The organism is Terracoccus sp. 273MFTsu3.1, assembly GCF_000383675.1.
Classification (GTDB): domain Bacteria; phylum Actinomycetota; class Actinomycetes; order Actinomycetales; family Dermatophilaceae; genus Terrabacter.
Window position 1 is genome coordinate 368704 of the sequence record NZ_KB911822.1, and the last position, 13716, is coordinate 382419.

The 13716-nt window shown below is 73.1% G+C and carries 12 protein-coding genes; 7 read left to right on the top strand and 5 right to left on the bottom strand.

Annotated features, from left to right (window positions below):
• Positions 1-19 precede the first annotated feature (19 nt).
• Positions 20-1744, top strand: coding sequence for a phenylacetic acid degradation protein PaaN (gene paaN / locus H283_RS0112015; RefSeq protein ID WP_020143772.1), 1725 nt, complete (start codon positions 20-22; stop codon positions 1742-1744).
• Between the two features lie 43 nt (positions 1745-1787).
• Entirely contained in the window at positions 1788-3077 is a 1290-nt protein-coding gene (locus H283_RS0112020; protein ID WP_231372271.1) for an MFS transporter, read from the top strand.
• On the opposite strand, the gene H283_RS0112025 is transcribed toward H283_RS0112020, so the two are convergent.
• From H283_RS0112025 to H283_RS0112035, 3 genes are read right to left on the bottom strand one after another with little or no spacing between them, the layout of a single operon-like run.
• Positions 3070-3450: a DUF1304 domain-containing protein gene (locus H283_RS0112025; RefSeq protein ID WP_020143774.1), complete on the bottom strand. Its 381-nt coding sequence runs from the start codon at positions 3448-3450 to the stop codon at positions 3070-3072. The genes H283_RS0112020 and H283_RS0112025 overlap by 8 nt on opposite strands.
• A 41-nt stretch (positions 3451-3491) precedes the next feature.
• The gene (locus H283_RS0112030) at positions 3492-6485 is read right to left on the bottom strand and encodes an AAA family ATPase (RefSeq protein WP_020143775.1); all 2994 of its coding nucleotides are present in this window, start codon (positions 6483-6485) and stop codon (positions 3492-3494) included.
• 1 nt (position 6486) lies between these two features.
• Positions 6487-7683, bottom strand: coding sequence for an exonuclease SbcCD subunit D (locus tag H283_RS0112035; protein ID WP_043649359.1), 1197 nt, complete (start codon positions 7681-7683; stop codon positions 6487-6489).
• Positions 7684-7804: 121 nt separating this feature from the next.
• Between H283_RS0112035 and H283_RS24940 the strand changes: the two genes are divergently transcribed.
• Positions 7805-8536 carry a dihydrofolate reductase family protein gene (locus H283_RS24940; RefSeq protein WP_020143777.1) on the top strand — a complete coding sequence of 244 codons (732 nt, stop codon included), beginning with the start codon at positions 7805-7807 and terminating at the stop codon, positions 8534-8536.
• 57 nt (positions 8537-8593) lie between these two features.
• Here H283_RS24940 and H283_RS0112045 read toward each other — a convergent pair whose 3' ends face one another.
• Both H283_RS0112045 and H283_RS0112050 read right to left on the bottom strand, forming a co-directional pair.
• The gene (locus H283_RS0112045) at positions 8594-8971 is read right to left on the bottom strand and encodes a phage holin family protein (RefSeq protein WP_028785544.1); all 378 of its coding nucleotides are present in this window, start codon (positions 8969-8971) and stop codon (positions 8594-8596) included.
• 4 nt (positions 8972-8975) lie between these two features.
• Positions 8976-10064: a 6-phosphofructokinase gene (locus H283_RS0112050; RefSeq protein ID WP_020143779.1), complete on the bottom strand. Its 1089-nt coding sequence runs from the start codon at positions 10062-10064 to the stop codon at positions 8976-8978.
• Positions 10065-10210: 146 nt separating this feature from the next.
• On the opposite strand from H283_RS0112050, the gene hisC reads away from it, so the two are divergent.
• The 4 genes from hisC to H283_RS27730 all read left to right on the top strand — a co-directional run bounded on the left by hisC (position 10211) and on the right by H283_RS27730 (position 13716).
• Positions 10211-11368, top strand: a complete 1158-nt coding sequence (gene hisC, locus H283_RS0112055; protein ID WP_020143780.1) for a histidinol-phosphate transaminase — start codon at positions 10211-10213, stop codon at positions 11366-11368.
• Positions 11369-11450: 82 nt separating this feature from the next.
• Positions 11451-12188 (top strand): hypothetical protein, encoded by a 738-nt coding sequence (locus H283_RS27725; RefSeq protein ID WP_020143781.1) that lies wholly within the window; start codon positions 11451-11453, stop codon positions 12186-12188.
• Positions 12185-12952 carry a hypothetical protein gene (locus H283_RS0112065; RefSeq protein WP_020143782.1) on the top strand — a complete coding sequence of 256 codons (768 nt, stop codon included), beginning with the start codon at positions 12185-12187 and terminating at the stop codon, positions 12950-12952. Before H283_RS27725 ends, H283_RS0112065 begins: the two co-directional genes overlap by 4 nt.
• Complete coding sequence (locus H283_RS27730; protein ID WP_156023145.1) at positions 12949-13716, top strand: hypothetical protein; 768 nt, start codon at positions 12949-12951, stop codon at positions 13714-13716. The genes H283_RS0112065 and H283_RS27730 overlap by 4 nt, the downstream gene beginning before the upstream one ends.

The window sequence follows — 13716 nt, forward strand, 5'->3', positions numbered from 1 at the left end:
GCGGGGCTAGCATCGACCCGTGACTGCACCGGCAACGACGCCCACCCACCCCCTGCTCGACGCGCACGCGGGAGTCCTCGACGAGATCCGTCAGGCCCTGGCGAGCCGCAGCTGGTACTCCCGCTACCCCGAGTCGCCCAGCCCGCGCGTGTACGGCGAGACCGCCGCGGCCGACGGGCTCACCGCGCACGAGGCCCACCTGGACGGGCCGTATGCCGCGCTGTCGAGCCAGCCGACCGACGGCACCCTCGTGGGCAGCGAGGTCTCGCCCTACGGGCCGACGCTCGCGGTCACCTACCCGGCGCTCGACGTCGACGCCGGGCTCGCGGCGGCACGGGCGGCGATGCCGGCCTGGCGCGACGCGGGACCGCAGGTGCGGGCCGCGGTGTGCGTCGAGATCGTCGACCGCATCAACAAGCGCAGCTTCGAGATCGCCAACGCCGTCATGCACACGTCGGGGCAGCCCTTCGTCATGTCGTTCCAGGCCGGAGGCCCGCACGCCCAGGACCGGGCGATCGAGGCGATCGCGGCCGGGCTCGTCGAGCAGGAGCGCGTGCCCGCGTCCGTCGTGTGGGAGAAGCCTGGCCGGGACCGCGAGGGCAACCCCGCGCCGACGCGGATGCAGAAGGACTACCGCCTCGTGCCCCGCGGGGTCGCGCTCGTCATCGGGTGCAACACCTTCCCGACGTGGAACGCCTACCCCGGCATCTTCGCCTCGCTCGTCACCGGCAACCCGGTCGTCGTCAAGCCGCACCCCCGCGCCGTGCTGCCGCTCGCGATCTCGGTCGAGGTGGCGCGCGAGGTGCTCGAGGAGGCGGGCTTCGATGCCGCCCTCGTGCAGCTCGCGGCCGAGGCCGACGGGCAGGGGCTCGCCAAGACCCTCGCCGAGCGCGACGAGGTCGCGATCATCGACTACACGGGAGGCCCGACCTTCGGGGCCTGGCTCGAGGAGTCCGCGGCCGCGCACGGCAAGCTCGTCTACACCGAGAAGGCCGGTCTCAACTCGATCGTCGTCGACTCGACCGACGACCTGCGCGGGACGCTCGGCAACCTCGCCTTCAGCCTCACGCTCTACTCGGGCCAGATGTGCACGGCGCCGCAGAACCTCTACGTCCCCGAGGGGGGCATCGACACCGACGAGGGGCACCTGTCCTTCGACGAGTTCGGCGAGCGCCTCGCCGGAGCCGTCGGTCGCCTCATCGGTGACGACGCCAAGGCCGTCGAGCTGCTCGGGGCCACGGTCAACGACCAGGTCCGCTCCAACGCCGACTCTCTTGCCTCGATCGCCGAGGACGCCGGCGGGCGCGTCGTGCTCGACTCGCGTCGCGTCGCGCACCCGACGTGGGCCGATGCCGTCGTGCGCGCCCCGGGTCTCGTCGCCGTCGACGTCGCCCGCGAGGACGTCTACACCCAGGAGTGCTTCGGTCCCGTCGGCTTCCTCATCCGGACGGCCTCGACGGAGCAGTCGCTCGCGCAGCTCGCCGACACGGTGCGCGAGCACGGCGCGATGACCGCGGCCGTCTACTCGACGAGCGACACGGTGCTCGACGCGGCGCGTGACGCGGCGGCCGAGGGCGGGGTCGCGCTGTCCGAGAACCTGACCGGGCAGATCTTCGTCAACCAGACGGCGGCCTTCTCCGACTTCCACGGCACCGGCGCCAACCCGGCCGCGAACGCTGCCTACACCGACGCCGCCTTCGTCGCGAACCGCTTCCGCGTCATCACGTCGCGCCGACACGTCTGAGCTGCCGGTGGTCCTCGCTCCAGCTCAGCTCGACCGGGCGACCTTGCAGCGCAAGGTGGTCCGCACTCTCGTCGGGTCGCAGATCCTCGGCGGCGTCGGCATGGCCTGCGGCATCGCCGTCGGCGCGCTGATCGCCGAGGACCTCAGCGGCACCGAGGCGCTCGCCGGTGTCGGCACGACAGCCCAGGTGCTCGGCACGGCGCTGCTGACGATCCCCGTCGCCCGCGCGACGGCGGCCCGGGGCCGCCGCGTCGGACTGCGCTGGGGTCTGGCCGTGGCCTTCGTCGGCGCGGCAGTCGTGCTCGCGGCCGCCGTGCTCCGCTCGTTCCCGCTCTTCGTCGTCGGCATGTTCCTCTTCGGCGGCGGCACGACCGCCAACAACCAGACGAGGTATGCCGCCGCCGACCTCGCGGACCCCGCGCGCCGCGGGCGCGACCTGTCGATCGTCGTGTGGGCCACGACCATCGGCTCGGTGGTCGGACCGAACCTCGTCGGACCCGGCAAGGCCCTCGCGCAGCGCCTCGGGTTGCCCGAGCTGGCCGGGACGTTCCTCTTCTCCCTCGTCGGCTTCGTGGCCGCCTGGCTCGTCGTCGACCGGCTGCTGCGGCCAGACCCGCTGCTCACCGCCCGTGCCCTCGACGCCGCCCACCGCGAGGAGGGACGCCGGGCTGCGGCGCCCGACGTCGTGGCCGACCCGGCGTCCGGCGGCGTCGCCGACGTGCCGAACCACGACGGCTCGATGCGTCGCGGCCTCGCCGTGGTGCGGTCGAACCCACGGGCTCTCCAGGCGATCCTCGTCATGGCGCTGGGCCACCTCGTCATGGTCAGCGTCATGGTCATGACGCCGATCCACATGAAGCACGGTCACGCCGAGCTCGAGGTCATCGGCTTCGTCATCTCGGTGCACATCCTCGGGATGTTCGCCCTGTCGCCGCTCGTGGGGGCGGCCGTCGACCGCTGGGGCGCACCGCCGGTCGCCATGACGGGGGGCGTCGTGCTCACGGTCGCGTCGCTGCTCGCGTCGCGCTCCCAGGCCGGCTGGTCCGGCCTGCTGCTCGTGGCCCTCTTCCTGCTCGGAGTGGGGTGGTCGTGCACCCTCGTGTCGGGCTCGACCCTGCTGACGTCGGTGGTCACGACCGACGAGCGTCCGGCCACCCAGGGACTCGCCGACGTGCTCATGGGTCTCGCGGGTGCCGGGGGAGGCGTGGCGGCCGGCATCGTCGTCGGGTCGCTCGGCTACTCGGCGCTCGCGTCGGGGTCGGCGGCGGTCGGCGTCGTCATCCTCGTGGTCGGCGCGGCCCGCGTGCGGCGCACCGCCGCCGACGTCAGGTGAGCAGGGTCAGCACGAAGCCGATGAGCGGCAGCGTGCCCTGGGTCAGGGCGGCCCGCAGGTAGCTGCGTCCGGTGGTGACGAGCACGGCCGCGGCGGCGACCATCGAGCCCGTGCAGAAGAGGACGAGGGTTCGGCCGGCGGTGTCGTGGTCGGTCCACCAGAGCACGAGCCCCAGCGCAGCACCGATGCCGAGGAAGAGGTTGTAGAAGCCCTGGTTGTACGCCATCGGCCGGGTCACGTCGGCAGCCGCCTGGTCGGCGACGCCGAAGCGCCTCCACACCTCGGGGCGGGTCCAGCCGACGCTCTCCATCCAGAAGATGAAGAAGTGCAGCAGTGCGGCCAGCCCGACGAACACGCTCGCGGCGATCCTCATGCTCGGATCGTAGGCCCCCTCGACTGGCAGGCGGTGGGCTGTCAGGCGGTGATGCGCAGGGTGCTCGTGCGGTCGGGCTTGACGAGCACCTCGATGCGGTCGGCGACCCGCGACTTCAGCTCGGTGACGTGGCTGACGATGCCGACGGTGCGGCCCCCCTCACGCAACCCCTCGAGGGTGTGCATGACGTCGTCGAGCACGTCGGGGTCGAGGGTGCCGAAGCCTTCGTCGACGAAGAGCGTGCCGAGGTCGACGCCGCCGGACTCGGCACGCACGACCTCGGCCAGGGCGAGGGCGAGCGACAGCGAGACGTAGAAGGTCTCTCCTCCGGAGAGGGTGCCGACCTCGCGGACCTGGTTGGTGTGCATGTCGTGGACGCGCACCCCGAGCCCCGACTTGGCGTTGCCCTTCTTGGCGTCGGTGTGCTCGAGCGTGTAGCGCCCGCCGGAGAAGCGGCCGAGCTCGGTGTTGGCCGCCGACAGCACCTCGGTGAAGCGCCGGATGAGGACGTACTTCGCGAGGTCGAGGTTCAGCTGGTTGTCGCCGTTGCCCGCGACGAGCTGGCCGACCCGCACGGCATCGGCGGTCGAGGCGATGACGGCGGCGTTGCGGGCCATGGCCTCGCGGATGTCGGTCACCCGTCGCTTGGTGCGCGTCACCTGGTCACGGAGGCTCCCGTGCTCGTTGCTCGCGGCCTCCATGTCCTTCTTCGCGGCAGCGGCCAGGGCCTCGAGCTGCTCGATGTCGTCGAAGAGGGCGTCGAGCTGGACGTCGGCGAGCTCGGGCCCGGTGAGCCCGGCCCGCACCTGGGTGCACGCTCGCTCGAACTCCGCGATCTCCTGCGTCTTGGCGTTGATCCACTCGGCGCCGCGGTCGGCCGCCATCCACTCGGCGACGTCGGCGAAGCCGAACTGCGCCAGGTCGGCATCGCGCGCCGCGGTGTCCTCGGCGACGGACGAGGCGGCGACGTCGCGCTGCCCGAGAGCGTCGACGAGGGCGTCGATGCGTGCGGCGCCGGCGACGAGGGCGTCGCGTCGCGCGGTCACGGTGGGGTGGCCGTCGCGGGCCTGCTCGACGACGGCGGTCTCCTCGGCGATGCGACCGTCGAGGTCGACGACGGACTGCTCGGTGCGCGCGAGCTCCGCACCGAGCCGCGCCGCCTCGGCCGTGAGGGCGTCGACGCGGCCGCGCAGCTCGGTCACCCGCGTCACCCCGGCGCCGACGTCGGCCCGGGCCTGCACCGAGGCCGTGAGCTCGTGCGCCGCCGCCTCGGCCCGGGCGCGGGCCTCGGTCACGTCGAGACCGTCGCACCGTGCCGCGAGCTCGCGCACCTCTGACCGGAGGGCCGCGAGGCCCTCCGCGGCGGCGGCGGCCTGCTCGCGCAGCCGGCCGACGCGGGACTCCTCGGCGTCGATCTGCTCGGGGGTGACCGCGTCGAGGGTCGGGTGGGCAGGAGAGGGGTGCTCGACGGACCCGCACACCGGACAGGCGTCACCGTCGACGAGCGAGAGCCCGAGCTCGCCGGCGATGCCGTCGATGCGAGCCCGGCGCAGCCCCGCGAGCGACGACTCGGCTGCCGCCACGGTGCCCAGCGCCTCGGTCGCGGCCGACTCGGCTCGCGGCACCCGGGCCACCGCGGCCGCGTGGGCCATCGATGCCTCGAGTCGCACCTTCGCCCGCTCGCCCTCGGCAGCGCGCCCGTCGAGCAGCGCCGCCAGCCGGCGTGCCTCGGTGAGCGCCGCCTCGTGGGTGGCGATGGTCGCGGGGAGGGCCCCGAGCTCGGTCGCCACCGATGCCACCGACCGGCGGGTGCTGTCGAGCCGCTCGCGCAGCCGTGCCAGCTCCGCGATGCGGCCGGCGAGCGCGCCCTCGAGCGCGATCGCACCGGTGAGGGAGCCGACGACCTCACGGGCCTGGGCGGCGGCCTCGCGCAGACCAGCCGGTCCGCGGTCGCGCAGCGCCGGGTCGACGCGGGCGCGAGCCTGCGTCAGGGCTGCCTCGGCGCGCTTGAGCGTCGCCTCGGACTGGGCCAGGGTGCGCACGGCACCGGCCACGGGGCGGGCCTGGCGTGCCCGGGCCACCTCCTCACCGAGCTGCTGGAAGACCACCGCCTGCTTGCCGAGGTCGTGCTCCTGCTGCTGGAGCTGGATGAGCCGTTCACGGCGCTGCATGCGCAGGCGGGCGTCGCTGACCATGTCGGCCATCTGCTTGTGCGTCTCGATGGCCTCTCGGCTCGCCTTGCCCGCGTGCCGCTCGCGCGTCGTCAGCTCGTCGACGACCTGGGCCAGCTCGGCGTCGAGGGACTCCGGCGTCGTGCGGCTCAGGTCCTCGAGCTCGTCGCGGCGCCCGGTCTCGAGCCCGGCCGACACCGCGAGGGCGTGCACCGCGAGCCGGATCTCGTCGACCGCGGACTGGCGAACGGCCTGCGCGGCCCGCCCGGCCTCGACGATCTCGTCCTGGACCCGGCGGAAGAACGCCGTGCCGAAGACCTTCTCGAGGAGCTTGCCCTTGTCCTCGGACCGGGCGCGCAGGAACGTCGCGAACTCGCCCTGCGGCAGGATCACGGTCTGCACGAACTGGTCGCGGGTGAGCCCGACGGCCCGGGTGATCTCGTCGTCGCAGTCGCCGATGTTGGTCGACAGCAGCTCGCCGCCCTCGAGGTCGTCCGGTGTCTGGAGGCGCCACAGCTTGATCGTCGGCTGCTGCACCGTCGTGCCGTCGCCGCGCGACTTGGGTCGCTCGAAGCGAGGCGTGCGCTGGACGCGGTAGAGCCCTGACTGCGTCTCGAAGACGAGCACGACGACCGGCACGGTGCGCGGGTCGGCGTGGTGGGAGTGGATGCGCTCGACGTCGGCCGAGGCCTGGGCGACCTTGCCGTAGAGCGCGAACGTGATGGCGTCGATGATCGTCGACTTGCCCGACCCGGTGGGCCCTTCGAGCAGGAAGAGCCCGGCGCGCCCGACGGTGGTGAAGTCGATGACCTCGGTGCCGGCGTATGGCCCGATGGCCGTCATCGACAGGTGGTGCAGCTGCACGTCACGCCACCTCCTGCGCCTCGGCCCGGTGCTGGGCCCTGACCGCGGCCTCGAAGCCGGCCTCGAAGACGTCCACCTCGCCGCCGCTCGCCTCGGTCTTGGTGACGTAGGCGATGAAGTCGGAGCCGAGCTCGCGGGGGTCGCGCTCGCTGACGACGGTCGTGCCGGCGCGGCCCCGGTCGATCGCGCCCTCGGGGTCGTGGAAGACCTGAAGGGCGTGCGGGAAGCGGGACTTGAGGCGGTCCATGAGCGAGTCGGGCCGCACCCGGTCGGTGACGGTGACGCGCACCCACGCGGCCTCGGCGCTCGCGAACGCCGGCGACTCGAGCAGCTCGTCGAGGCGACCGCGCAGCGTCGCCATGGCGCGTGGCTGCACGATCTCGACCGGGGTCACGCGGGCCGGACCGGACGCGTCGAGGTCGACGAGGAGCACGACCTTCTCGTGCTCCTGCTCGGAGAAGGAGTAGCGCAGCGGTGACCCCGAGTAGCGGACGACGGAGCCGTCTGCGGACTCCGGCGCCTGCGGCCCGTGGAGGTGTCCGAGCGCGGCGTAGTCGATGCCGGCGAAGACCGTGCCGGCCACCCGGTCGACGCCGCCGACCATGATCGAGCGCTCGGAGTCGCTCGGCTCGGCACCCGCCACGAACGCGTGGGCCAGCACGACCGACCGCACGCCCGGTCGGTCGGCGAGGTCGGCGCGGATGCGGTCGCACGCCGCCCCCACGACGGCCTGGTGCGACCGGGGGAGCGGCTCGCCCCCTCCTGCCAGCGCAACGCGCGCGTGGTCGGGGTCGAGGTAGGGGATGCCGTAGACCACGGCCTGCACGCCGTCGCTGCCCTCGAGCCGGACCGGGAGGTCGAGCTGGCCGAGGTCGGTGACCATGCGGATGCTGTCGCGGAAGAGGCCGGCGCCGTAGCCGAGGCGGATCGCCGAGTCGTGGTTGCCCGACGTGACGACGACCGTCGTGACGGCCGAGAGCCGGGACAGCGTCCACTCGAAGAGCTGGACCGACTCGACGGGCGGCACACCGCGGTCGTAGACGTCGCCCGCGACGAGCACCGCGTCGACCGGAATGCCGTCGGGCGGGTCCTCGACGAGCTCGCAGATGCGCTCGAGCACGGCCGACTGCGCCTCGTGGAGGTTCACGCCGTGGAGCGTGCGCCCGAGGTGCCAGTCGGAGGTGTGGAGCAACCGCATGCCACGACGGTAGGTCCCCGCGCCGACACCCTCCCAGCCGACACCCCGGTGCCGCGCTCGGCCCTCGGCGAACGGTCGCGTCGCCCGCCTGACCGTCGGCGCCGGCACCTACCGTGCCCGCATGGAGACTCCCGGGCGTCCCCGCGTCGTCGTCTACAACCAGGTCAGCGTCGACGGGAAGGTCGTCGGCTTCGACACCCACCCCGACCGCTACTACCGCCTCGGCTTCCGATGGTCGTGTGACGCGATCCTCATGGGCAGCACGACCGCCCTCGTCTTCGGGCCGCCGGAGACGAAGGAGGCCCAGCAGCACACGCTCCCGCCGCCGCAGCTCCTGCCGGTCGTCCCCGGCTTCGAGACCCTGGTCACCGAGCCCCGTCCTCTCCTCGTCGTCCCCGACAGCCGTGGGGTCGTGCGCGGCTGGATCCACGCGCTGGCCCAGCCCTGGTACCGCGACGTCGTCGTCCTCGTCACCCGCCACACCCCGCCGGGCTACCTCCGGTACCTCGACCACCGCGGCATCGAGCACGTCGAGGCCACCGACCCTGCGACCGACCGGGTGGACCTCGCGGCAGCTCTCGGCCACCTCGCGGCGACCCACGGCGTCCGCCACGTCCGCACCGACGGCGGCGGGGCCCTGACCGGCGCGCTCCTCGCCGCCGGCCTCGTCGACGAGATCGTCGTCCTGCTCGACCCGGTCGTCTCGAGCGACCCGGACGGTCAGCGGCTCGTCAGCCTGCCCCGCTCGGGCCCACCCGGCGGCATACCCCTGCGTCTGCGTGACGTCGAGAGCTTCGACGACGGCGCGCTCCTCCTGCGCTACGCCACCGTCTCGGGGGCGGGAACGTCATGAGCCCGCCCTCCACGTGGAGGGCGGGCTCACGGCGTCCGTGCTCTGGGCGGTGCCGCCTCAGTCGGTCTTGATGAAGCTGAGCAGCATCGACACGAAGGTGATGATGAGGCCGCCGAAGACGGCGTCCCAGAAGAAGTGCTCGACGTGGAAGGGCAGGTCGAGCTTGCCGGCCAGCCACGACGTCAGCTCGAGCATCAGGGCGTTGACGATGAAGACGAAGAGCCCCAGCGTCAGGATGATGAGCGGCAGCGAGATCAGCTTGAGAATGGGCTTGATGAAGGTGTTGAGGATGCCGAAGATCAGGGCCACGAGGACGACGGTCCAGACGACCTGACCCGTCGTCCCGCCGCCGAAGGTGATGCCGGGGATGGCCCACGCGGCGATCCACAGGGCGATGGCGTTGATCACCGTCTGCAGCGCGAAGTTGAGGAGCATGCGCTCAGTGTTCCACGGGCGCAGGCGCATCGGCGGGAAGACCGGGGTGCTCGTCGCCGGGGATCCGCGGCTGGAACATCGCGTTGAGGCGCAGCAGGTCCGGCTCGACCATCTTCAGCGAGCCGACGGCGTCGGCGAGCTGCACGCGCTCGATGCGGCCCTTCTGCAGCGCGACCATCTGGCCCCACGCGCCGTCGAGCGCGGCCTCGACCGCAGCCACGCCGAAGCGGGTGCCCAGGACGCGGTCGAACGCGACCGGCGAGCCGCCGCGCTGGATGTGGCCGAGCGCGGTCATCCGGCTCTCGATGCCGGTGCGGCCCTGGATCTCGCGGGCGAGGATCGAGCCGATGCCGCCGAGGATCTGGTGGCCGTACTTGTCGACCTCCGGCGCCGGGATGTCCATCGTGCCGGCCTTGGGCAGCGCGCCCTCGGCGACGACGACGATCGTCGCGAAGCGACCCTTCTTGTGCCGGTGGACGATCCGCTCGCACACCTCGTCGACGTCGAAGGGCTCCTCGGGCACGAGCGTGATCGCGGCGCCCCCGGCGAGGCCCGACCAGATCGCGATGTGGCCGACGTGCCGGCCCATGACCTCGACGACGAGGACGCGGTGGTGGCTCTCGGCGGTCGTGTGCAGCCGGTCGATGGCGTCGGTGCAGATCTGGACGGCGGTCTGGAAGCCGAACGTCATCTCCGTCAGGGAGATGTCGTTGTCGATCGTCTTGGGCACGCCGATGACGGGAAAACCGTTCTCGTGCAAGCGGTTGACGACACCCATCGAGCCCTCGCCGCCGATGCCGATGATGGCGTCGAGCCCGTGCCGGTCGTAGGCCTTGCGCACGCGCTTGAGGCCGTCCTCGTGGGCGAACGGCTGGTCGCGGCTCGTGCCGAGGATCGTGCCACCGAGGGGCAGGATGCCGCGGCACCGGTCGACGTCGAGGATCTCGTAGTCGTTGTCCATGACCCCGCGCCACGCGTTGCGGAAGCCGATGACGGTGCTGTCGTACGTGACCTCGGCGGCGCGGGTCGCGCCCCGGATGACGGCGTTGAGGCCGGGACAGTCCCCGCCCCCGGTGAGGATGCCGATGCGCATGATCTGACTTTCGTGAGGCTGGGCATGAAGAAGATGTCGAGGCGGCGGTGGCGCGACGATGTGAGCCTAGCCACAGACCGGCGTCGCCGTCAGGAGAGCGTCCATGGGCCGGTCGCCCGCGTGGACACTGGCTCTACAGTTCGGGTATGAGCGACAGCCCTGAGACCGTCAGCGAGAGCGTGACCGAGAGCGCCACCCCGGAGGAGGCGTATGCCGCCGCGCAGGCGTCGGGCGCCACGGTGCGGCTCCGCGACGTGCTGGCCCAGATGCCCGACTACAAGCCCGGGAAGCCCGCGTCGGCACCCGCCGGCGTTGCGGCGTACAAGCTGTCGTCCAACGAGAACCCCTACGGTCCGCTCCCGTCGGTGCTCTCGGCGATCGACGACGCGGCTGCGACGGTGAACCGCTACCCGGACATGGCCGTCACGGCGCTGACCGAGCGCCTCGCGAAGGCGCTCGACGTTCCGGCCGAGTGCATCGCGACGGGCACCGGCTCGGTCGCGGTCCTCGCCCAGATCGTCAACGCCGCGTGCGACGCGGGTGACGAGGTCGTCTTCGCGTGGCGCTCGTTCGAGGCCTACCCGATCGTCACGCAGCTGGCCGGGGCGAAGCCCGTCATGGTCGGCCTCGACGAGCAGGCCCGCCACCGCCTCGACGCGATGTTCGCCGCGATCACCGGCCGCACCCGCGTCGTCCTCGTCTGCACTCCCAACAACCCGACCGGGCCGTGCGTCCACCAGGCCGAGCTCGAGGCCTTCCTCGACAAGGTCCCGAGCGACGTCATCGTCGTCGTCGACGAGGCCTACGTCGAGTTCGTCCGCAACCCCGACGCCGTGCGCGGGCTCGAGACGTGGCGCCACCGCCCCAACGTCGTCGTCCTGCGGACCTTCTCCAAGGCGTACGGCCTCGCCGGCCTCCGGGTGGGGTATGCCGTCGCGCACCCACCCGTCGCCGCCGCGCTCCGCAAGACGGCCACGCCCTTCGGCGTCAACTCGGTCGCGCAGGTGGCCGCCATCGCCTCGCTCGACGCGTTCGACGAGCTCAACGCGCGCGTCGAGTCGCTCGTCGCCGAGCGCGACCGGGTCGTCCGAGCCCTCGGCGACCAGGGCTGGAAGCTTCCGCAGTCCGATGCGAACTTCGTGTGGTTCCCGCTCGGCGCCGACTCGACGGCCTTCTCGCAGGCGTGTGCCGAGGCCGGCCTGACGGTGCGGCAGTACGGCGACGACGGCGTGCGCGTCACGATCGGAGAGGTGGACGCGAACTCGCGGCTCATCGAGGTCGCCGAACGCTTCGGGGCACGCTGACCGAGCCGATCGGGGCGACAATGGGCTGAGCCGCGCGATGTCGCGCGGCAGTCGGTGCGGGTCGTGGCGCGGGAGGTCGCGGATGGGCACGGTGCGAGCGCGGCTCGCCGGTCGCGCGCTCAGCGGGGGCCTCGCGCTGCTCGGTGTCCTGCTCGTCGTGCCGTCGCTGTTCTCGCCGACCCGGGAGATGGCGGTCGCCGACCGCGAGCACGGCTCACTCCTGTCCCGCCAGTGGGAGTGGAGCTGGGGACGTGTCCGGGTGGCCGGTCTCGAGGGGGTCGAGCTGCGCGACCAGTGGAACCCGTTCGGCCTCGCCGTCCTCGTGGTGCTCCTCGTCGCGGGCCTGGCGGGAGTCGCGGTCTGGCTGGCCCGCCGGGTCACGTGGGGTCACGTGCTCGGGCTCGTCGCGGTCGGGCTGCTGACGGGCCGCGTCCTCACGACCGTGACCGACCGGCTCGGCCGATCGCTCGGCGAGGTCGACCAGGGGGCTGCCGGCCTCACGGTCCGGACGGAGATGACGCAGGCGGGGTCGTTCGAGACGGCCGCTGCGTGCGTGCTCGTGGTCGCACTCGTGCTCATGGGCGTGGCCGCGGCCCGGTCCAGGGGCGAGAGCGCCCTGCCGGCGGTGCTGGCCGGCACGCCGGCTGCCGGCCCTGCGGCTGCACGACCTCCGGCAGGTCGGGAAGGGGCGGCCGGACTGCGCCCTGCCGGTGAGCACCTGACGACCGCGCCGGTGTCGTTCGACGACTCAGGTCCCGCCGGTGCAAGCGGGGGGACGGACACGCCGGCGACGGCAGGCAAGCCGGGGAGGACGCCGTGACGGACATCAGGACGCACCTGGTCGCCGGGCGGCTGACCGCCGCTCTCGTCGGTCTCGTCGGGGTGCTCCTCGCGTTCCCCATGCTCGCGCTACCGACGCACGCGATCCTCCAGAAGCCTCCGTATGCCGCCGATCCCGACGCGTCGCCGTTCCGGCTGTCCGTGTGGAGCTGGGGGCACGTCGCCGACACGACGGGCAACACCGACGGCCAGATCGACGTCGGCAGCCCGACGGGCCTGTTCATCTTCGTCGTGGCCCTTGCCGTCGGCCTCGCCGGCGTCGTCGCATATGCGTTCCGGCCCGGCACCGACGGCCGGATCCTCGGTGTGGCGGGACTCGCGTGGGCCGGGTCCCACGTGGTCGGTGGGCTGGGGCACCGGCTGGGCGACACCCTGTCGGGCCTCTTCGACGACGGAGACCAGCTCGTCGTCCAGACCCTGCCCGCCGGCTACCTCGAGGTGGCGTCCGCCGCGCTGCTCGTCGTGTCGCTCGGTCTCCTCGTCCTGCGACCCCTCGTTGCGTTGGTGAGGTCGGCCGTCGTCCGCGCCGGGGCGCTCGCTCGCCGTTTGTCCGCGCGTGGCGAGACGTCCGACGCGGCCGGCACGACGGAGCCGGCCACGCCGCGTGTCGGCATCGCGACGATCCGTGACGTGCCCGGGGGCCCCGAGGTCCGGGCTGCCGGGCGGCGCGAGCACGCTGGCACGGGTGTCGGCTTCTCCGACGACCCGGCCGCCGACCCCGACCGGTTCCGGCCGCCGCGATGACCGGCGGACCCGTCCACGACGCCCACCCGGAGGCCGGGCCGGGATGGCGTACGCGTGTGGCGGTGGCCTCGCTCGGCGGCGTCGGCGTGCTGCTGGCGGCGTCCACCGTCGTCTGGCCGACGAAGGTCGTCGCGGTCCGGGTCCCGGAGGTCGGCGACTTCACCAAGGGCTACGAGCAGCTGATCTGGTCGTGGGGCCGCGAGGTCGTCTACACCTCGGACGGCGTGCTCCTCGACGCGTTCTCCGGCCCCGACCCGGTCGCGCGAGCGGTGCTCCTCGTCGTCGTCCTGCTCATCGCCGCGGCCGGACTGGTCGCCCGGCTCGTCCGTGGCGGGCGACCCGGTGAGGTCGCGTCGGGGGTCGGCCTGGCTCTCGCGCTCGCGACGGTCGCGGCGTCCGTCGTGCAGCGGCTGTCGGTCGACGACCGCACGATCGGCCTGCAGCCAGGGCTCGTCGTCGTGACGACGACGGTCGGCTGGCTCGAGGTCGCGTCGGTCGTCCTGCTCGTGGCGGCGCTCGCCGGCCTCGTCGTCCCCGTGCTGCTGCCGCGCGTGGCGGACTCGGCCGCCGGCGCGGTGGCAGGCGTGGTGGCGCGGCTTCGGCAGCGCCACGCCCTCGTGGAGGCCACCCCACCGCTCGTCGCCACCCTGATGGACCCGGGTCCGGTCGGCTCGGGGCGGGCGCCCGAGGTGGGCTTCAGCGACACGCCCTTCCCGACGCGCGCGGACGGGGGAGCGAGGCCGCCGACCGACGCCGACGGCTGA